At 61.4% G+C, this 20292-nt stretch carries 15 protein-coding genes; 7 read left to right on the forward strand and 8 right to left on the reverse strand.

All coding sequences use genetic code 11. From position 1 onward, the window contains the following. Both VGY55_24940 and VGY55_24945 read left to right on the forward strand, forming a co-directional pair. On the forward strand, positions 1-2429 hold a 2429-nt coding region (locus VGY55_24940; protein ID HEV2973237.1), incomplete at its 5' end, for a PQQ-binding-like beta-propeller repeat protein. Between the two features lie 26 nt (positions 2430-2455). Next, positions 2456-4201 (forward strand): PQQ-binding-like beta-propeller repeat protein, encoded by a 1746-nt coding sequence (locus tag VGY55_24945; GenBank protein HEV2973238.1) that lies wholly within the window; start codon positions 2456-2458, stop codon positions 4199-4201. A gap of 7 nt (positions 4202-4208) precedes the next feature. Here VGY55_24945 and VGY55_24950 read toward each other — a convergent pair whose 3' ends face one another. Then, complete coding sequence (locus VGY55_24950; protein ID HEV2973239.1) at positions 4209-5111, reverse strand: PfkB family carbohydrate kinase; 903 nt, start codon at positions 5109-5111, stop codon at positions 4209-4211. Between the two features lie 231 nt (positions 5112-5342). Between VGY55_24950 and VGY55_24955 the strand changes: the two genes are divergently transcribed. Beyond that, a complete protein-coding gene (locus VGY55_24955) occupies positions 5343-7379 on the forward strand; it encodes a prolyl oligopeptidase family serine peptidase (protein HEV2973240.1) in 2037 nt (678 codons plus the stop codon). A gap of 294 nt (positions 7380-7673) precedes the next feature. Next, entirely contained in the window at positions 7674-8324 is a 651-nt protein-coding gene (locus tag VGY55_24960) for a hypothetical protein (protein ID HEV2973241.1), read from the forward strand. Between the two features lie 64 nt (positions 8325-8388). On the opposite strand, the gene VGY55_24965 is transcribed toward VGY55_24960, so the two are convergent. Together VGY55_24965 and eda are read right to left on the reverse strand one after the other, a co-directional pair. Beyond that, the gene (locus tag VGY55_24965; GenBank protein ID HEV2973242.1) at positions 8389-8571 is read right to left on the reverse strand and encodes a hypothetical protein; all 183 of its coding nucleotides are present in this window, start codon (positions 8569-8571) and stop codon (positions 8389-8391) included. Between the two features lie 280 nt (positions 8572-8851). Beyond that, entirely contained in the window at positions 8852-9505 is a 654-nt protein-coding gene (gene eda, locus VGY55_24970) for a bifunctional 4-hydroxy-2-oxoglutarate aldolase/2-dehydro-3-deoxy-phosphogluconate aldolase (GenBank protein HEV2973243.1), read from the reverse strand. Between the two features lie 419 nt (positions 9506-9924). On the opposite strand from eda, the gene VGY55_24975 reads away from it, so the two are divergent. After that, positions 9925-10527: a DUF2617 family protein gene (locus tag VGY55_24975; GenBank protein HEV2973244.1), complete on the forward strand. Its 603-nt coding sequence runs from the start codon at positions 9925-9927 to the stop codon at positions 10525-10527. Positions 10528-10647: 120 nt separating this feature from the next. Here VGY55_24975 and VGY55_24980 read toward each other — a convergent pair whose 3' ends face one another. The 3 genes from VGY55_24980 to pyrE all read right to left on the reverse strand — a co-directional run bounded on the left by VGY55_24980 (position 10648) and on the right by pyrE (position 13938). Beyond that, positions 10648-11478: an alpha/beta fold hydrolase gene (locus VGY55_24980; protein HEV2973245.1), complete on the reverse strand. Its 831-nt coding sequence runs from the start codon at positions 11476-11478 to the stop codon at positions 10648-10650. A gap of 4 nt (positions 11479-11482) precedes the next feature. Further along, a complete protein-coding gene (locus tag VGY55_24985; GenBank protein ID HEV2973246.1) occupies positions 11483-13279 on the reverse strand; it encodes a hypothetical protein in 1797 nt (598 codons plus the stop codon). A gap of 98 nt (positions 13280-13377) precedes the next feature. Next, complete coding sequence (pyrE, locus tag VGY55_24990; GenBank protein HEV2973247.1) at positions 13378-13938, reverse strand: orotate phosphoribosyltransferase; 561 nt, start codon at positions 13936-13938, stop codon at positions 13378-13380. A gap of 471 nt (positions 13939-14409) precedes the next feature. Here pyrE and VGY55_24995 point away from each other — a divergent pair, with 471 nt between their 5' ends. After that, positions 14410-16908, forward strand: a complete 2499-nt coding sequence (locus VGY55_24995) for an MMPL family transporter (GenBank protein ID HEV2973248.1) — start codon at positions 14410-14412, stop codon at positions 16906-16908. A 174-nt stretch (positions 16909-17082) separates the two neighbouring features. Here the strand turns inward: VGY55_24995 and VGY55_25000 are convergent, their stop codons facing one another. After that, positions 17083-17835, reverse strand: a complete 753-nt coding sequence (locus VGY55_25000) for an alpha/beta hydrolase-fold protein (GenBank protein ID HEV2973249.1) — start codon at positions 17833-17835, stop codon at positions 17083-17085. Between the two features lie 138 nt (positions 17836-17973). Between VGY55_25000 and hpt the strand changes: the two genes are divergently transcribed. Further along, positions 17974-18492, forward strand: a complete 519-nt coding sequence (gene hpt, locus VGY55_25005) for a hypoxanthine phosphoribosyltransferase (protein ID HEV2973250.1) — start codon at positions 17974-17976, stop codon at positions 18490-18492. Between the two features lie 699 nt (positions 18493-19191). Here the strand turns inward: hpt and VGY55_25010 are convergent. Next, a complete protein-coding gene (locus tag VGY55_25010) occupies positions 19192-20202 on the reverse strand; it encodes a DUF1080 domain-containing protein (GenBank protein ID HEV2973251.1) in 1011 nt (336 codons plus the stop codon). Positions 20203-20292: the final 90 nt, after the last annotated feature.

Below are 20292 nucleotides of genomic sequence, written 5' to 3' on the forward strand. Positions count from 1 at the left end.
CGTCTAGCGCCTCGTCGGCGACTTCCACTTCAAGCGCGACCGATTCCGAAAGCAAGCCCGGCGATCTGAAGCCCGCCGATTCAGCCCTTGCATCGAATGACGCCTCGGTGAATCCGTCGGCCTCCGCGAGGCCAAGTGGCGATCAACCGGCCTCCAAAACCATCGATCCGCTCGATTGGCCGAACTGGCGCGGCCCTGAGCAGAATCGAATCTCGCGAGAGACGGGGTTGATCGACCATTGGGATCCCGATCCGAAAGTCAAGGACAACAATGTCCTATGGGTCAGCGAAGAAGCGGCGGGGCGTTGCACGCCAATCGTGATGAATGGCAAGCTTTATACGATCTGCCGCCACCTGCCGGGCGACAAGCACGAACAGGAGCAGGTGCTCTGTCTCGACGCCGCGACGGGCAAAGTCCTCTGGCAGAGTCTGCGCAATATGTACCTGTCGGACGTACCTGCCGAGCGGGTCGGCTGGGCCAGCGTCGTCGGTGACCCGACCACCGGGCGAATCTACGCCTACCGCAGCAACTGCCTGATGGAATGCCTCGACGGCGAAACGGGAAAGTCGATCTGGTCGCGCCCGCTGCACGAGGAGTTCGGCTTCCTCAGCGTCTTCGGCGGGCGCACGAATTTCCCGATCGTGTTCGAGGACGTGGTGATCGTCAGCGCGGTGGAAACCGGCTGGGGCGACAAATCGCTGCCGGCCCATCGGTTCATGGCGCTCGACAAGAACACCGGCGAAATCCGCTGGTTCAACGCCGGAACCACCGAACGCCCGGAAGATACGACCTTCAGCACGCCGACCGTGGCGGTGGTCGACGGCGAGTTGCAGCTCATCGAGGGTTCCAGCGACGGCGCGGTTTGGGGATTCGAGCCGCGCACCGGTAAGCCCCTGTGGAAATATCAGATGTCGCGTCGCGGGCTGAGCTGCTCGCCCGTGGTCGATGGCGACACGATCTACATGTGCCAGAACGAAGAAAACCTCGACAACCGGACCACCGGGATGGTGTCGGCGTTCAGCGCCAAGCGGGAAGGCGTGGCGGGCGAGAGCCCCAAGGACCTCACCAAGACGAATAGCATTTGGAAAGCGCCCGGCAAGATGATCAATAAGAGCACGCAGAGTTCGCCGCTGCTCGTCGATGGCCGGCTCTACGCGCCTGACAATGCGAGCAATTTCTATGTGTTCGATGCCGCGAGCGGAAAGCAGATCAAGAAGGTCAAGTTGATGGGGGACGAAACCGTCGGCAGCCCGCTCTATGCCGACGGTAAAATCTACCTCTGCACGACCACCGGCTGGCACGTGTTCCGCCCGACGGCGAAGGGCTTGGACGTGGTGCAGCAATTCCGCTTCGATTCGAGCCTCGCCGGCGAGGTGCTCGGATCGCCGATCGTTTCGCACGGGCGAATTTACGTTCCGACGACTGACAAGCTGTTCTGCATCGGGGCGGCCGAACAGAAGCCCGCCGCCACGCCGATTCCGCCGCTGGCAGCGAGCGAAAAACCCGTTGCTACCGCCGACCAGCCGGCCCAGGTTCAAATCGTGCCGGGCGAAGTGCTGCTGACGACGGGCCAAAAGCAGCAATTCCGCGTTCGCTTGTTCAATGATCGCGGACAGTTCCTTAAGGAGGCGGACGCCGAGTTCGCCCTCGCCGGTGCCGGCCAGATTGACAAAGCCGGGTTGTATCAAGCCCCCGCCGACGGCGCCCACACGGCTACGATCGTCACGGCCAAGGTCGGCGATGCAACCGGCCAGGCGCGGATTCGCGTCGTGCCGCCGCTGCCCTGGAAATTCGATTTCCAGAACGTCCCGCTGGTCGCGAATCCCAAGACGAAAGTGCTGGAGGGCCAGCCGCCGGTCACGTGGGTCGGCATGCGGTATCGCCACGTGATCCGCGACCTCGACGGCCGCAAGGTGATGGTCAAGGTCAACAGTATTCCCAAGGGAACGCGCAGCCAAGGCTGGATGGGTCCCTACGATCTGCACGACTACACGATCCAAGCCGACGTGCGGGCGACGAGCAACCACCCGGAAAATCCGGAGAGCGGTTTGCCGGACATGGGGCTGATCGCCCAGCGTTACACGTTGGTCATCATGGGCGAGCATCAAGAACTGCAAATCCGCTATTGGCCGCCCCAGGTCGCCACGCAGTTTTCCAAGACGGTTCCCTTGGCTTGCAAGCCGGATGTCTGGTATACGATGAAATTCCGCGCGAGCACTGAGGGAGATAAGGCCGTATTGAAGGGGAAGGTTTGGCCGCGCGACGAAAAGGAGCCGGAGGCCTGGAGCATCGAGGTCGAGGACGATCGGCCGAACCTGATGGGCAGCCCCGGCCTGGCGGGCGATACGACCAACAAGGGAGCCTATTATTTGGACAACATCCAGGTTTATCCGAATGCCGATTCGACCAAGACCGCCGACGCGAAATAAGTATCAATAACCAGGGGAGAGAAAAGATGACCCGCCATCATTGGAAATATGCATTGACTTCGAGTATGGCCATTTTGCTGGCGACGTTCGGCGTCGCGCGAATGTCGCGCAGCTCCGCCGCGCTGGCTGCCGACGCCTCCGCAGCGGGCAACGCCTCCGATGAAAAGCTCCCGATCGATCCGGCGTCGTCGCAAATACGGCCCGGCGATTGGAATCAATGGGCCGGCTCTCCCATCCGCAACAACACGCCCGAGGGAAAGAACATTCCCACCGACTGGTCGGTCGGCGACTTCGATGCGAACACGGGCGTCTGGAAAAAGGAGACGTCGAAGAATATCAAATGGGCCGCGCCGCTCGGCTCGCAGAGCTACGGCAATCCGGTCGTCGCCAACGGCAAGGTGTTCATCGGCACCAACAACGGCAACGGCTACCTGAAGCGCTATCCGTCGGCAGTCGATTTGGGCGTGCTGCTGTGTTTCAACGAAGCCGACGGCAAATTCCTGTGGCAAGATTCGAGCGAAAAGCTGCCGACTGGCCGCGTGAACGATTGGCCGCTACAAGGCATCTGCTCGACGCCGCTGGTGGAGGGGCATCGGCTGTGGTACGTGACCAGCCGTGGCGAAGTGAAGTGCCTCGACACGGATGCCCGCAAGGACGGAACGACCGACGAGCCGAAAGTGATCTGGACGCTCGACATGATGAAGCAGCTTGGCGTCTCGCAGCACAACATGTGCGCCTGCTCGGTCACCGACTCCGGCGATCTGCTCTTCGTCAACACCGGAAACGGCGTCGATGAAGGGCACATCAACCTTCCCGCGCCCCACGCCCCGAGCTTCGTCTGCCTCGACAAAAACGACGGCAAGATTTATTGGACCGACAACACGCCGGGGGCGAACGTGTTGCACGGCCAGTGGTCGTCCCCTTCGTATGCCATTTTGGGCGGAGTGCCGCAGGTGATCTTCGGCGCCGGCGACGGCTATGTGTACAGCTTCCTCGGCACGAAGGAAAACGAGAAGGGCCATCCCAAACTGCTCTGGACGTTCGACTGCAATCCCAAGGAATCGAAGTATGTGCTCGGCAGCAAGTCCGACCGCAACCATATCATCGGCACGCCGACGATTTATAAGGGGCTGGTCTACGTCGGCGTCGGCGAAGACCCCGAGCACGGCGAAGGAGTCGGGCATTTTTGGTGCATCGACCCGACCAAACGCGGCGACGTCAGCCCCGAACTGGCCTTCAACATCAAGGACCCCGAGCACCCGATCCCGCACCATCGCAATCAGGCCGTAGTGAAGGAAAACGGCGAAGTGGCTCGGCCGAACCCGAACTCCGCCGCCGTCTGGCACTACGCCCAGTACGACTTGAATGGCAACGGCAAGCTCGACTTCGAGGAGATCATGCACCGCACCTGCGGCACGGCCACGATAAAGAACGACCTTTTGTTCATCCCCGATTTTAGCGGCGTCCTGCACTGCCTCGACGCCAAGACGGGCAAGCCCCACTGGGGCTACGACCTGTTGGCCGCGTGCTGGAGTTCGGCCTTGATCGTGGAAGACAAAGTCTACATCGGCAACGAAGACGGCGATGTCTTCATCTTCAAGCTCTCGCCGAAGATGGAGCTGATCTCGAAGAAAGACGACGGCACGCCCGGCGGCATCAGCATGGGCAGCGCAGTGTACAGCACGCCGATCGTGGCCCACAACGTGTTGTACATCTCGAACAAGATGTATCTTTTCGCGATCGCAGCGTCGCCGCAGATCGCGGCGAAGTGAATGACTGTCAGAACGCCATCATTCGCTTGTATTCGGCCAGGCGGCGGTCGAGGTCGCGGCGGTCGATCTGTTGCAGGCGATCGAGGCTGAAATCCTCGACGGCGAAGCTGGCCACGACGATGCCGTAGGCCATCGCCTCCTTGAGCGTGCGAGGCTCGAAGTTGTCCTGTTCGGCCAGGTAGCCCATCATCCCGCCGGCGAAGCTGTCTCCCGCCCCGGTCGGATCGACCACATCGGCGGTTGGAAACGCGGGCATGACGTAGGTCTCATGTTCGCCGAAGAACATGGCCCCGTGTTCTCCCTTTTTGATGATCACGAATTTCGGTCCCATGCGGCGGACCTTGTGGCCAGCACGGACGAGGTTTTCATCGTCGGTCAGGAGCTTCGCTTCGCTGTCGTTGAGCACCAGCCCGTCGATCCGGCGCAGGAGTTGATTGAGCTGGTCGCGCTGGATGTTGATCCAGAGGTCCATCGTGTCGGCGACCGTGAGAACGGCACCGGCGACCTGGTCGAGCACTTTCATTTGGAGCGTCGGGGCGCCGTTGGCCAAGAAGAGGAACTTGCTCTCGCGGAATTCCTCCGGCAGCACCGGATCGAACGTGCCCAGCACATTGAGATGGACCTCGAGCGTCTCGCGGTCATTCATGTTCGGCTCGTATTTGCCGCGCCAGCGAAACGTCTTTCCGCCGGGGATGATCTGCAGCCCGGAGACATCGATCCCGCGGCCGGCAAGCATCCGCGTATGCTCGCTCGGCCAATCCTCGCCGACCGCTCCAACGAGCCGCACTCCGCAGAAGAAGCTGGCCGCGTACGAGAAGAAAACGGCTGAGCCTCCCAGCACGTCGTCGCGCCGCTGGCTCGGCGTTTCCACGCTATCCAAGGCAACCGATCCGACAACCAAGAGCGGCATGGGAAGGTGGTTCTCTTAATCTGGAATCCGACGCGAATGGACACATGGCCGACGCTGCCAGCGTCGGCACAATCCGGCCCAGCGGCGAACTGCGAGGCATTATCCGGCATCTATACCGAAACGCAAGCCGGCGACCCCAAGCGACTCGCTTCGCCCCGAATCTTGTTGTAGTATGGCTCGATGCCAGACCCTATCGCCCCGTTGAATCGACACCTTGGGAAGAGACCTCCAATGAACCGCCCATTCGCCACGTACTGGTCGTTGACAACGCTTCTGATGAGCCTGTCGATTCTCATCGCCGCCGAACAGCGGTGCCGCGCCGATGGCCCCGCGGACAATGTGCCGAGCAAGGTGCGGCCGGTCCCGCCGCCGGGGATCGAAGTTCCCAAGGCCGATCGCGACGAATTGGAACAAGGCTTGAACGCGCTGGGCGATTCGGTCGAGCAATTGACTGATCGCAAAGACGCACGCATTCAGCGGCTGCTCCCCGACGTGCAAGTCTTTCAGAAAGCAGTACACGACGCGCTCACGTATCAAGAATTCTTCAGCAAGGACGACATCGGCCGCGCGAAGAAGCTGCTCAAGGAAGGGCGCGAGCGGGCAGAGCAGTTGTCGGTGGGCAACGCCCCCTGGGACACGGCGACGGGGTCCATCGTGCGCGGCTATGTCTCGCGGATCGACGGCTCCGTGCAACCCTATGGCGTGATCGTGCCGGAGTCGTACGCGGCCCATGCGATGCCGCGCCATCCGCTCGACATTTGGTTCCACGGGCGGAACGAGGATTGGGGCGAGGTGAGGTTCGTCGAAGATCATCTCCATTCGCGCGGCGAGTTCACGCCGCCCGACACGATCGTGCTTCATCCTTACGGCCGGTACTGCAATGCCTTCAAATTCGCGGGCGAGGTGGACGTGCTCGAAGCGCTTGAGTCGGTCAAGCAGCACTATCGCGTCGACGAGGACCGGATCGCCGTGCGCGGCTTTTCGATGGGGGGCGCCGCTTGCTGGCATTTCGCCGTGCATTATCCGGGGCGGTGGGTCGCGGCCAATCCGGGGGCGGGCTTCGCAGAGACCCCCGCGTTTCTTAAGGTTTTCCAGAGCGAAGATTTCCATCCGAGCGAGAGCGACCTGAAGCTTTTGCACCTCTACGACTGCACCGATTGGGCCGTCAATCTTTACAACTGTCCGACCGTGGCCTACAGCGGCGAGATCGACAAGCAGAAACAGGCGGCCGACATCATGGCCGCCGCGCTCGACAAGGAGGGGATTACTCTCCGGCACGTGATCGGCCCCGGCACCGCCCATAAATATCATCCCGAGGCCAAAAAGACAGTCGAGCGGCTCATGGCCTCGATCGTCGAGCGCGGGCGCGATCGCTCGCCGCCCACCATCCATTTCGAGACCTACACGTTGCGCTACAACCAACTCGCCTGGGTCACGATCGACGCGCTCGATGAGCACTGGGGGCGGGCGCGAATTGATATCGACGGCGCGACGATCACAACGCGAAACATTGCCGGGCTAACGTTCGACGTTCCCGCCGGCGGCTGCGAAGAGTTGGGCTTCGACGTCGCCGAGCCGGTCACGCTCACCATCGACAATCAGGAAATTGAAGGCCCGCGCCCGCTTTCCGATCGCTCGTGGTTTTGCCAGTTGCACAAGGACGACGGCGGGAATTGGGCGCTCGGCCCCGTCCCCGGCGACAAGCCGCGCAAGCGGCACGGCTTGCAGGGGCCGATCGACGATGCTTTCATGGATTCGTTTATCTTCGTGCGGCCCACCGGGCAGGAATCGCAGCCAGCCGTCGCGAAATGGGTCAAGAGCGAAATGGACCATGCGATTTACGAGTGGCGGCGGCAGTTCCGCGGCGAGGCCCGGGTGAAGGACGATTCGGCCATCGACGATGCTGACATCGCCGGCGCGAACCTTGTGCTCTGGGGAACGCCCGAGAGCAATGCCGTGCTCAAGCGAATCGCGGATAAGCTGCCGATCCGCTGGGAAGACGGTCAGATCGTCGTTGGCGAGCAGAAGTTCCCGGCCGATCAGCACGCGCTGATCCTGATTTGCCCGAACCCATTGAATCCGAGCCGCTACGTCGTGCTCAACAGCGGATTCACGTATCGCGAATACGATTACTTGAACAATGCCCGGCAGATTCCCAAGCTGCCGGATTGGGCCGTGATCGATCTGCGCACTCCGCCGGATGCACGAGCGCCTGGCAAAGTCGCCGCCGCGGACTTTTTCGACGAGCGTTGGCAATTGAAAAAGTGACGGCGAGGCGGCGAGCGTCAAAAACGCCGTAGCCGGCAAGCTTTGCCAACGGTTGGTAGACCCTGGGGAGCTAATTGGCCGGCGGCCGTTTTGATTCAGCCGCTTCTGCCTGATCGCCGAGTTGAATTATGCGCGATCGATTCGTACTTGTTTCCCTATAGTTCACACTTGCACATGGCGTTGCTATCAATTTCGGTTGACCTTGAACCTGGTTTTTGTGCCGCGCCCTCCGGTGAAACACTTGCTTGGGCTGCGCGACAGCTTGTCGATCTATTAAGCGGCGAAGGGCACGCAGTGACTTGGGTGGCTAGCGACCCGGTCAACTTACAAGCGGTCGGCTGGGCCATTGAGGCCAATTGCGGCCACGAAGTGGCTTTGTTGGCCGGCGCGGATTGGTCGGGGCAGGCCAATGGCCGGAGCCGATTTGCCACCGAATTCCTACGGCGAAAGCAACGGGCCGAACGAGCTGGGATTTCGCTCACCACCTTGGCTGTCGGCGGGGAAAATCCGCGCGAGCATTTCGAGTTGCTCGTTCGCCAGGGGATCACGGCCATCCGCGCCGATCGCTCTGCGGAGCCAAACGGCCGGCGCCACCGCGCTCCGTCGCCCGGCATCGGGACATTGCGTTACGGCCTTTGGCAACTGTCGGCCGACGTGCGGCTATCTGGCGGCGGTTGGCTATCCGAATGCATCGCCGCACGACGCATTTGCCGCACCATCGATCGCCGGATCGCGGCAGGAATCGCCGGTCACTTGGCGATCGACGCGCCGGCGCTGGCCGCACGATCCAATGGCAAGCTCAGCGCCCTCAAGACGGTGCTTCGCCACATCGAACGCCGCCAGCGCGAAGGGACCTTGCAGGTCGGCACGATTGCCGCAACCGTCGCTCGGCTCGCTCCAGCCCGAACGAGCCGCTCGGCTCAGTCGATTCTTCGCGCGGCGTAAGTGTACTCGTCACGCTCTGCGTGACGAAAGCCCTCGCGCGGCGCTTGAGGAGCACGCTACGTCGCTACGTCTGCTCTTTGAATGTAGACCAGCTAAGATATCCGAGGATCGCGGCGCACACGATCGCACCGATGTCCATCATCATGTTGGCCTTCGTGAACGGGATGCCGATCGCCAGATCCAGTCCGAACAGGCAAAAGATCAATACCGCGATCACCATTCCCAAAATGGTCAAGCCCTTGGCCATCAGATGCTTCCCCGGAGTCGGCAGTCGCGGCTATGATTCAAGCTACTTAGTATAGTTGCGCTACGAGTGATGTCATCTACCCGAATCGCCCAGTTTCCCCGGATTAAGCCGTGCTTGAAATAGCCCGATCCGACGGCGCCAGCGCACTGCCTGGCCGTTCCATTTCCGTGATTCGTTAGTCAACAGCTTACCCAGCAGATGCTTACGGCAAAGGGGGTCAGGCCTGCCGAAAAGCAGAATTGTTGAAAAACTACCGGTCAGAACCCGGTACGCCGAAGAATCAGGTGATTCCGCGTCGCCCGTCAGCGATTTCCCGCGCTTCACGGCAGCGATCCCGGATGTCGTTCCAGTCGCCGGCGGCAAGCGAGTCCTTCTTGGCGATCCAAGTGCCACCGACCGCGGCGACCATCGGGCAGGCCAGGTAGGCGGCGAGGCTGCCGGCGGTGACGCCGCCGGAGGGCATGAATTGGACGTCCGTGTGGCCATACGGTCCGGCGAGCACGTTCACGAGCGCCGGGCCGCCCAAGAGGGCCGCGGGAAATAGCTTGAGCCAGCGGCATCCGAGCGCCAAGCCACGCTCGATTTCGCTCGGCGTCGCCACGCCGGGGATGAACGGCAAGCCGATCCTCGCCGCTTCGGCGACCAATTCCGGGTTCAATCCCGGCGCCACTCCGAATCGAGCCCCGCATTTTTTTGCCGCGCGCAAATTGTCGATCGTCAGCACGGTCCCGGCGCCGACGAGCAGTTCCGGCCGCTCCTTGCTCAACCTGGCAATGACCTCGGCGGCGGCGGAGGTGCGAAACGTGATCTCGGCGACCGGCAACCCGCCCTCGATGAGCGCGTCGGCCAGCGGCAACGCCATATCGAGTCGTTCGACGGTCACCACCGGCACTACTCCGAATTGGGCAAGTGCGCGAAAAACATCGTCGGCCATAGAGTGAATCGCTCCTTGGGGCGCGTAAACGGTCGTGCTGACACTTGATCGGCGTGCGGCGCCGACGCTGGCAGCGTCGGCCGCGAACAGACGGCGTGGGCATGTGAGTGCGGCGCCGACTGCGCGAATCCATTCTTGCGCAGCCCGCGCCCCTTGTCCATCGGCAGTGCTAGCGTCGACGAATGCGGCGAACCGCAACTCGACGAGTGCGGTTTATCAGGTAAACTCGTGCTGCTTCTCTTCGCCGCAGATCAGCCGCTCGCGCCGTGTCAAGATGCAAAATGTCAAACGCTCGCCGGCGCGGCGTTCACCAAAAAATCGCCCTTTGTCGGTTCCGCGGTTTTGGAATAAAATCACCGTAGCATCATTCAGTTCCGAGATGTCATCGAACGTTCCGTTTTTATAAAGGGTCCCGCGCCGTGTTGTCCGTCCGACCCAAAGTTGCCGAGCTGGCGTTTCAAGTTTATGGTCGTCCGTTGCATCCGGAATTATTCGAGGTCCATAAATCGCGGACAGTCGAGCGCGGCGGTTACACGGCGTCGATCGCGATCACCAGCGCGGGCCACGTTGTCAGTTGGCGCTATCGCGGCTTGACGCTCACCGAAGTGGCCGCCAGCGCTCATCATCCATTGCCGCAGAAGCGGCGGCTGCTCTCCTGTCGGCTCAAGGGGGAGCGGAGCGACGGCATCGATTGCCGCGGGGGCGCTCGTTATCAGATGAGCTTTCAACTCGAGACCGTCGATCCGCAAGTCTTCTGGACTTTTCAGGAGGAGTTGACGATCGACGCGCTGCAGCACGGCATCCTGCACCGTTTTGATTCCAGCGGCCGGATGGCGATGGGAGCGCTCAGCTATATCAACATCGAGAGCCGCAGCCGCAGCCTGCTGGTCCAAGCCTTCCACACCTTCCCGGACGACTACGCGATCGTGAAGAGCCAATCGCGCTTCGAGGTTCCAAAGCTGCGGGCCGATGCGGAAGATCTAGCCGCCGAGCATTGGGAAGGCCAAGCCAAGGACGAATGACGAAGGCGTAGCCGTAGGGTGCGTCAAGGCTTTGCGCAGACGCGCCGGACGACATGTAGATTCGGCACTGCGGCGGGTTCTGGTGCGTCAGCGCGGACTTGACGCACCCTATGCCAATCGTCATTCGTGCTGCGACACTCTCTCCAGGAACCGGCCCAGCGCATCATTAAACGCGCGCGGCTCCTCCAGCGGGCTCATGTGGCCGGCGTTGCGGATCACCGCCAATTCCGCGCCGGGGATTCGCTCGGCAATGCCGCGCATTTCCGCTACGGGCGAGATCGAATCGTGCTCGCCGACGACCACCAGCGTCGGCACGTCGATGCCGGCGAGCATTTCGGTCGCGTCGGGCCGCGTGGCCATTCCATGGAGCGCGGCGGCGATTCCGGCGGGCGGATTGCCGAGGATCGCGGCCCGCGTTTGCTCGATCGCCTGCGGATGATCGCGCTGGCTTTCCGGGCCGAACAGCTTTGGCAACATGGCATCGGCCGCGGCCTTGGCGCCTTCCGCCAGCACGCGTGCAGCCAACTCGGCGCGGCCCGCCTTGGCTTGCGGAGTATCGCCGACCGCTCGCGTATCGCAAACGACGAGCCCGTCCAACCGATCCGCACATTTCTGCCAAAACTGCCAGGCGACATAGCCTCCCATCGATAGCCCGCAATAAACGATACTGTCTCGAATTCCGAGTCGATCGAGCAGCACGGCCAAGTCGTCGGCGTAGCGCCGCATGGTGATTTCGCCGCTGCATTCACCACTGCCTAGACCCCTGCCTGGTCCGCTTGCGCCGAAGCCGCGCAAATCAGGAGCCAGCACGCGATAGCGCTGCGAGAATTCGTCGATCTGCGCCCGCCACATCGAGTGGTCGAGCGGAAATCCGTGGACCAACAAGAGCACCGGCCCCACGCCGCGATCTTCAACTGCCAAGTCGACATCGCCGAGAGAGATGGTTTGCATTGGCCTACTTTCGCTGCTTCGAGGCGGCGAGCGATTTGCGATAGTCGTCCAGGGCGCGGCGAATTTGCAGAGAATAGGGATCGAGTTCCGCCGCGCGCGTCTGATACGTCACCGCATTCTCGAAATCCTTCTTCGCGGCGTAGCAATGGGCCAGCGTGTCGAGCAGCCCCCCCTCGTCGGGCCTCAATTCGACGGCCTTGTGCGCGTATTCGAGCGCCTGATCCAGGTCTCCTTCCGTATTGGCCACGAGCCACGCATACTCGTTGTAGACCGAGTATTGGTCGGGATCGTCGTTCAGTTCGACTCGAAACTGCGCGGCGGCGGCGCGAATCAGGTCGAGATTCTGCTTGCGGGCTTGCTCGTCTTGGCCCGGCAAATGGTAGATCGCAATGAGCACGTCGGCATCGTTCGGATCGGAAGCAATCGCCAATCTGAGTTGCTCGATTTGATGGGCGCGATCCTTCTTCGACTCGAATTGGCAGGCGTAGAAGTAATACATCCGCGAACGGATTGACTTCGGCGGGTGGCGCAGTTGCGAGGCCAGCTTCGTGTCCAAATCGCTGCTCTTGGCCACTGCGTCGACCAATCCTTGCAACACCTCGGCGGCCTCTTGCTCGCGCTCCTGGTCGTGCAAGATTTCGGAGAGCACCAATCGCGACTCGATCACTTCATCCGAATCCTGTTTGCCGCGGCTAATGACGTGGCGGAACTCGCGCTCGCACCACGGCCTCATCCCATTGGCCTCCAACCACCCCGCGACCGCCAAGCGCGGCTTGAGATCGTCGGCGTTCGCGCTGAGGTTGGCGCTGAGTTGAAACGCCCGCAGGGCGAACTGCTCGGCGAGTTCGTCGTTTCCCTCGGCCTTGCGGGCCTGAGCGAGCGTGTAAAGCAGCTTCGGATTGCCGGCGAATGTGCGGTCGAACCGCCTGGCCACGTCATCCACTACGCTCCAGGCCTTATTCTTGATCAACCACTCGACGAACTCGATGAGCGCCTCGGCGTCGTCATTCTGGCGATCGATCATTTTCCGCATGACGTCCAGCGCTCGATCGAAGTGCTTCTGCTTAAGCAGCATCTCGGCCTGCTGCCGCAGCAAGAAAGTCTGGATTCTAGTCTCATCATCCGGCGCATTGGGTTCGACAACGGCCAGCTCATGATTTACGAGCTGTTCCCATTGAGCGAGCGCGGCTTCCGGCTCGGCCCGGAATTGCGCGTAGGCCAGCAGCCATTTAGACGCCGGCCTGTCGCTCCCCTTGAGACTGCTCGTAATGATGCTCGCCCGTCGCGGCCAGTGCGCAGCCTCGGGCTCGGGCTGGCGGAGGACCAGGATCGCTCCTTGCTTGGAGAGCAAGGGCGAACGCTCGAACCGGATCAGGCGGCACAGCGGCTCGAGCCCCACGTCGCGCGGCGATTCCGCAAGTTGCTGCATCCGTTGCCAGCGGGCGTCGTCCGGCTGGTCGTCGTAGTCCTTCAACAGCTCTTTGACTTGCGGCGAGTCGCTGTCGTGGACCCAATCGATGCGGATCAAGCGGACCAGATAAGCGGCCCGCGACGCGATTTCGACATCGTCGTTTTGCTCAGCGGCAACCAGTTGATCGAACGCTTCGGCCCCGAGCCGGGCCAATTCCTCCTGGGCCTGCTGGCGGACTGAGTATTGTTCATCCCCGAGCTGCCGAATCAAGATCGAAATTCGACCGCCGGCCGGGTCCGCGACCGTCTTGGCATGCCCGGCGGCCAGAGCGACGCCGGCCAGCGCAAGACAGATTGATGCAGCTACCGACGGCAGTTCGCAGCGAAACAAGGACCGCGCGATCATATTTCCAGCCTCATTTCATGATGGCGGGACGGCATCTCCAAGCATACTACGGGCGAGGCGCGGCGGGCAAGTTCGAGCTGCGCTCACCCCTGCGGAGGCTCAATACCGAAATCGCGGACCGTCAGCAAGCTCGATAGTTTGTACCCTCGAGCGGCAAACGCCTCGCGGCCCCCTTCGAGCCGATCGATCACGACCACCACACCGGCCACAACGAGGCCGAATTCTTCGACCCGCGCGATCGCCTCGAGCGACGAGCCGCCCGTCGTCACGACGTCCTCGACGACCACGACGCGCTGCCCCGGCAGCACAGGGCCTTCAACGAACCGGTTCGTCCCGTGCCCTTTGGCTTCCTTCCGCACCAGGAATCCAGTCATTTGCTGACCGCGGACGCCGGCCATCGTGATCACCGCGGCCGTGATCGGATCGGCTCCGATCGACATGCCGCCGACGGCGTCCGGCAGCGGCAGATTGTCTGCCAACAGGTCGAGAATCCCATCGGCCACGAGCTTCGCTCCGAACGAATCGAGCGTCACCTGCTTCCCATCGAGATAGTAATTGGCCTTCTTTCCGGAGGCGAGAGTGAAATCGCCGAATTTCAGCGCCCGCTCGCGGACCAGCTCGATCAAAGTGCGTTTGTCGTACACGGCAGCAACGATAGGGAACCAGTCAAGAAAGAGCAATTGGGCAGTGCAAGAAGTATAGCGGCAATTTGCCGCCGGCCGCTAGCCGCAACGGTTTCAACCGCCAAGACGCCAAGCACGCCAAGAGGACGAGGCGATTGATCCGCAGATTACGCAGATTTCGCAATCAGGCAAGTCACGTCGTTGCTTGACATTTTTTGCGAGTCGCGGTTCTCCGCAATCCGAAAGAATCCGTGCGAATCTGTGTAATCTGTGGATCACCTCTTCTTGGCGTCCTTGGCGTCTCGCCGGTTTGAAAAGATCGGCCACGGATTGCCGCGATGGCTAACTTTCCGCAGTTTGGCTTTTCTGCCGGCTCGAACGAGGGTGACGGCCAGGAATAGACGATAGAGAAGGAGGGTGCCTCGAGCGCCATCTTAGCGTGCAGCCTTCGAATAGGTTTTCCTCCGCCGTCGTCACTCCGAACGTCGCCGTATGAAAAACACTTTTTTCTCGCGCAATGCCCTCAAGCTGCTGATGCTGGTGACGTTTCTGTTGCCCGTTATCTTGTTGGGGGCGAAAATCACGCTTCGCGGCAATCGCAACGACGTCAAGGAATGGCTCCCCGCCTCCTATCGCGAGACCGACGAATACAAGTGGTTTCAGAAGAATTTCACGAATGAAACATTCGTGCTCATAAGCTGGGACGGCTGCACTCTGGACGACGAACGGCTGAAGATTCTCACGGCCAAGCTCATGCCCGATCCGGCCTTGGGAATCGTCGAGAAGGGGCCCAAGCTGTTCTCGAAGCTCACCAGCGGCCCGAGCGCCATCGAGCAGATGACGTCGCCGCCGCTGAACCTCGGCGAGGCGGAAGCCACCTCGCGGCTCCGCGGCTCGATCATCGGCTCAGATCCGAAGCTGAACAACACCTGCGCGATCCTCACGCTCTCGCCCGCCGGCAAGGAACTGCCGCGCAAGGCCGTCGAAAGAATCTACAACGCGGCCCTCGAGTCGGGAGTGCCGAAGCAAGCGATCCACATGGGCGGCCCGCCCGTCGACAACGTCGCCTTGGACAAAGAAGGAGAGCGGATGCTGCTGCTCCTCGCCGGGCTGTCGGGGGCGATCGGCCTCGGGCTGTCGTGGTGGTTCATGCAAAACAAACGGCTCACGGCGATCGTCATCGCCACCAGCGTCTATAGCGCGGCGATCAGCCTGGCAATCGTCACCTTCACTGGCAACACCATGGACTCGATCCTCCTGAACATGCCCTCGATCGTCTATACGATGGGGATGTCCGGGGCGATTCACATCATCAACTATTGGCGGCACAACGCCGCCAAATACGGCATGGAAGGGGCCGCCAGCCGGGGCCTCAAGATGGCGTGGCTCCCCTGCATGCTCTCCGCCGGCACGGCGGCGCTGGGGCTCGTCTCGCTGTGCACCAGCGAACTCACTCCGATCGATAAGTTCGGGCTCTACGCGGCGCTCGGCGTGATGAGCACGCTCGCGCTGCTTTATGTCTATGTCCCCTCGGCATTGACGCTGTGGGGACCGAAGATCGAGCGGATCGATCCCGATCGCGAAATCGTGCTCACTGAAAGCCAGCAGAACCACCGTCGCCGCATGCGCTGGATCGCCGACAAGATCTCGGGGCATCAAGCGGCCATTTGGGCGTTCTTCCTGCTTTCAATGGTCGTGGTCGGCTTCGGGCTGACGCGCGTCACCACGTCGGTCAACTTGATGGCCCTCTTCTCCAAGGATTCGGAGATCGTCAAGTCGTATGCCTGGCTCGAGCACCATCTCGGTCCGCTCGTTCCCATGGAAATCGTCCTGCGGTTGGATGAGAAAGACTGCAAGCTCAGTTTCCTCGAGCGGATGGAATTGGTCCAGCGGATCCAAAAGAGGGTCGAGACGCTCAAGGATGTCGGCAGCTCGCTTTCTGCCGTGACCTTCGCGATCGACATCGGTCCGCCCAAGGGCGGCAACAAAATGGCCGGCGCCGGCTCGCGGCTCTTCGGCGGCGCGCGTACGTACCGCTCCGTGCTCAATAAACGGCTCAGCGAGCATCGCGATGAGTTCCTCAAGGGGGATTATCTCGCCGAGGACGACGGGCAAGAGTTGTGGCGGATCAATGTGCGCGTGGCGGCGCTTAAGAACGTCGATTACGGCGCGTTTGTCGAAGATATCAAGCACGTTGTCGAGCCGATCATCGCCGCCGAGCACGAGAAGGGCGTGGAAGGCATCGCGGGCGTCACGTACACCGGGTTGACGCCGCTCGTCTATAAGGCACAACACTCGCTCCTTTCCGGATTGGTCGAGAGCTTCTGCTGGGCGTTCGTGATGATCGCCGTGGTGATGGCGCTCAACTTCCGCAGCGTGAGCGCCGGATTGCTCACCATGATCCCCACGGTCTGGCCGGTGGCGATCGTTTTTGGATCGCTCGGCTGGCTGGGGATTCCCATCGACATCGGCACGATGATGACGGCCGGAGTGGCGATGGGTGTTTGCGTGGACGACACGGTGCATTATGGCACCTGGTTCCGCCGCGCGCTGCGAATGGGCATGAACCGGATCGAAGCCACCCGCTTCGCCTACGAGCATGCGGCCGCCGCCATGTACCAGAGCAATTTCGTCGTGGGCTTCGGGCTGGCGGCCTTCGGGATCAGCGCGTTCATGCCCACCCGGCGATTCGGTCTGTTGATGCTGACGCTGCTGATGTTCGGCCTGATGGCCGACTTGGTCCTCACGCCCGCGATTCTCGCCGGTCCGCTCGGCCGGTTCTTCTCGAAATGGTGGCTCAAGCCAAAGGCACTGGAGGAGCCGGTGGCCATGCCCGCCGATTCCCGGCAAGACGCGGCCCCAGCGTCGATCCCAGCCCCGCACCTTCCGATGGTCCCCGAGCCAAAGATTCTTCCACTCGCCACGGCCCCGCGCCGCCGCGACCACGGCGCCGCCAGCGGCGGATCGGCCGGGCTCGGCGGCAGGAAGTAAACAGTCACAAACATCTTCTAAATGACGAGTCGAACTTCAAAACTGTATTGACACGTTGGGTGTCATGCCCACGGCTCGGCGTGGTCATGAGCCGCAATGAGGCACGGCCACTCAGGGCAGTGGCCATCATGGCACCCATCAATTCAGCGCTGAAGCTTCACGCATCGTGTTCCATCACAACACCCGCCGGTCCTCGCGATCCAGGCGTTCGGCAATAAAGCTGATCGCGCCAGGCGCCATTTTGTTGTAGTAGTCAAAGCCGTGGCCGCCGCCGGTGGTGTCGAGATCGCGGTCGTGCGGGATTCCGAGCGCGGCGAGCTTCATCCGCAAGCGATCGGCGCTTTCGTGCCAGCGGTGGTCGGCCGGGTCGCAGCAGAACCAAATGTTCCGCGGCCAGTTCAAAGGATGAACGTGCAGCGTGGCCGTGTCTTGGCGGACGCTTTCGCGATCTTCGTACATCGTCGGCAGTGTCTCATCCCCTTCGTCCCAGCGAAGCTGATAGTCAATGGCCGGGGAGATGGCCGCAACGACCGGGAATTTCGTCGCATGCTTGAACGCCAGCCGCAGCGCTCCTTGCCCTCCCATGCTCGTGCCTAAGAGCGCCACGCGCGGCGGAGCGGCATTCCACCGCGATTGGACGTATGGCAGCACGTTCGCCACGACATGCCGTTCGGCCGTGAGCCGCGGATCAAAGTCCGGGCAAATCCGGTCGGACCACCAACTGCGGCCCGTCACCGGCGCGATCACCGGCAGGCCGTGCCGGGCGAATTCGTCCGTGAAGGCCCGATTGTCGACGAGCCGCGTCAGCCGCACCCCGTGCAAATAAATCACCGCGAACCCGCGATCGTTTCGCCGCGGCGGCTCGTAAACGTCGCACGGATGCCCGGCGATCTCGACGGCGCTCCAAGTTCCCTCGACAATGCTCATTCGCACGACTCCAACGAATCGAAAGGACGGCAGTTCATTGTGCGGGCGGGACCGCTGGGCGGCAACCCTCGCTCGGTTTAGAATGGCCGGTGCTAGGCGAATCGATTTCGTCTTTCTCATGAATGGACAGCCGCCGCGATGAAGCGACTCTTGACGACCGAACAAATCGAAGCTGGGGTCAATCGTCTGGCCGCCGAAATCCGCGAGTTTTATGCCGGCCAAGCGCTAACGATCATTGGGGTGCTCAACGGCAGCATCGTGCTTTTGGCCGACCTGATTCGCCGGCTCGATTTGCCGCTGCGGATCGGATTGGTTCAGACGAGCAGTTATCGCGGTTCCGCGACTGAGCCGGCCTCACTGCGGGTCGATTTGGGCATGATGCCCGAGATCCACGGGCGGCACGTGCTGCTGGTGGACGACATTTTCGACACGGGCAACACGCTCGCTCAGCTTGTCGCCCAATTGCGCGGAGCAGGCCCGGCCAGCATTCGCAGTGTCGTCTTGCTGCGCAAGCATGGCCGCAAGGCAGTCTCCATGGAGCCCGACCACGTGGCATTCGAGATCCCGAACGAGTTCGTAGTCGGCTACGGGCTGGACTATCGCGACGCGTATCGAAACTTGCCGTATGTGGCGGTAATGGAAGAAACGGATCTCTGAATTCGGCAGCGGAATCTACAAGGATTCCAAATCGCCGCCCGACTTTCCGAATTGTCGCGGATCTGGACGGCAATTCCGCGAATCCGCGAGCCATTCCATTCGATCGCAAGAACTTTTCTGCGATCGCTTGCCCGGCGAACTGGACATGAGTATTATCCTAGTGGACGTGGCTCATGCGACTCGTAAACCTCTTCGGAGGGAAGAAGAGTCGCAAGAGGCTGCGTCCATTTTTTATGCGCCTTGCCAGAACAGGCAATCGCGGTTCGGCTCGTTAGTTTTCGTGGCCGCGGCCAGTCACTCGTTCCTCTTGGCGGTGGGCGATTTAAATTCAACGTCGAGTGTGCGCATAAAAAACCGCGGCCGCTTGATATCTCAAGCGGCCGCGGCCATTAGTCAAACCCCTCTTCGATTGCGACGGTGGAGTCGCTGCGAGAAAAGCGCGGATCGGGCCGTGCTAGGCACTGGCCGGTGTTGATCCGGGCTTACGCTATTGGGTTGGCACCTCCGACGGAATACTAGAAGAGAGGCTTGTGTCAGAATACAAAGTCAATCCACCTAAACCGATCTCAACGGACAATTACATCGGCATCCGACTTCCTCAATGTTAATCCAAAAACGGCCGCGGGGCAGCCCTGGATTCTAAGTTTCGCTCAGATTGTGCGGCACTGCGGATAGAGCAAACGCCGTGCGCAAACCGCATTATTTCTTCTCGACGACCCAGATGTTGCGAAACACCACCGGATCGCCGCCGTGGTCCTGCAAATAGATCGGTCCCTTGGTCATATTAGCGCCCTGGGCCGGCTTCTCGTCGCCAAATGCACCGCCCGGCGTCACATGAGGCAACTCAAGATCGTCTTGCACAACGACGCCGTTGTGCTTGACGGTCGTGCGGGCGTTGCCGGTCTTCTTGCCTTCAGCGTCGAATCGGGCGGCGGTGAAGTCGATATCGTACGTCTGCCACGCAAGCGGCGGGAAACTCATGTTCACCTTTTCCTGGGCGATCTTGTAAATCCCGCCGCAATCGTCGTCCTTCCCCTCCAGGCCGAACGAATCGAGCACCTGCACCTCGTATCGGTCTTGCAGATAAACGCCGCTATTGCCGCGGGCCTGGCCGCGAGCGTCCGGCATGTAGGGGCAGCGGAATTCGACGTGCAGCGTGAAATCGCCGAACGCCTGCTTCGACGTCGCGCCATTCCAGAGCAGGTTCCCCTCGACAATCTTTCCCTTTTTCCAAGCATCGGCGCTGGTGCCATCGAACAGCACGATGGCGCCCTCGGGCGACTTGGCGCCAAGGGTTGGGCTTTGGCGCTCGACCTTCTTCAGGTCGGCGATCTTGTTGCCGTTTTCGTCGCTGATAGTCAATGTGCCATCCTTTATCGTGCCCGTGCCGTGCTCGCCATTGAATTCCGTGACGTCGCTATTGGTTTTGCCCTTGCCCTTTTGGCTCTTGTCGCCGCGCGACCAGCCGTCGCCGGGCAGACCTCCGTGGAATCCTGTGGCCTCGAATTCGTGATTGCCAAGAGCAATCACTTGCGCGCCCATCTTCATGGTTTCTTCCCCGATCTTACATTCGCCCGCATATTCTCCTTGCACGGCGAAATCGGGACCCGCCTTGGCGGGATCGGTGAACGCTTCGTGCGCCGCGCAGGCGACGCCAACTAATCCTGGCAACAGCAGCAACGACATCAAACTCATCAATCGGAACGACATGAGGGCACCTCTTGGAGTGAAATGAGCGTTAGGCAGGATGGTCGGGCAGGCCACAAGCCGCCATTGTGGCTGAGGGCCGCGCGAGTAGCA

The sequence above is a fragment of the Pirellulales bacterium genome (assembly GCA_035939775.1).
Taxonomy (GTDB): Bacteria; Planctomycetota; Planctomycetia; order Pirellulales; family DATAWG01; genus DASZFO01.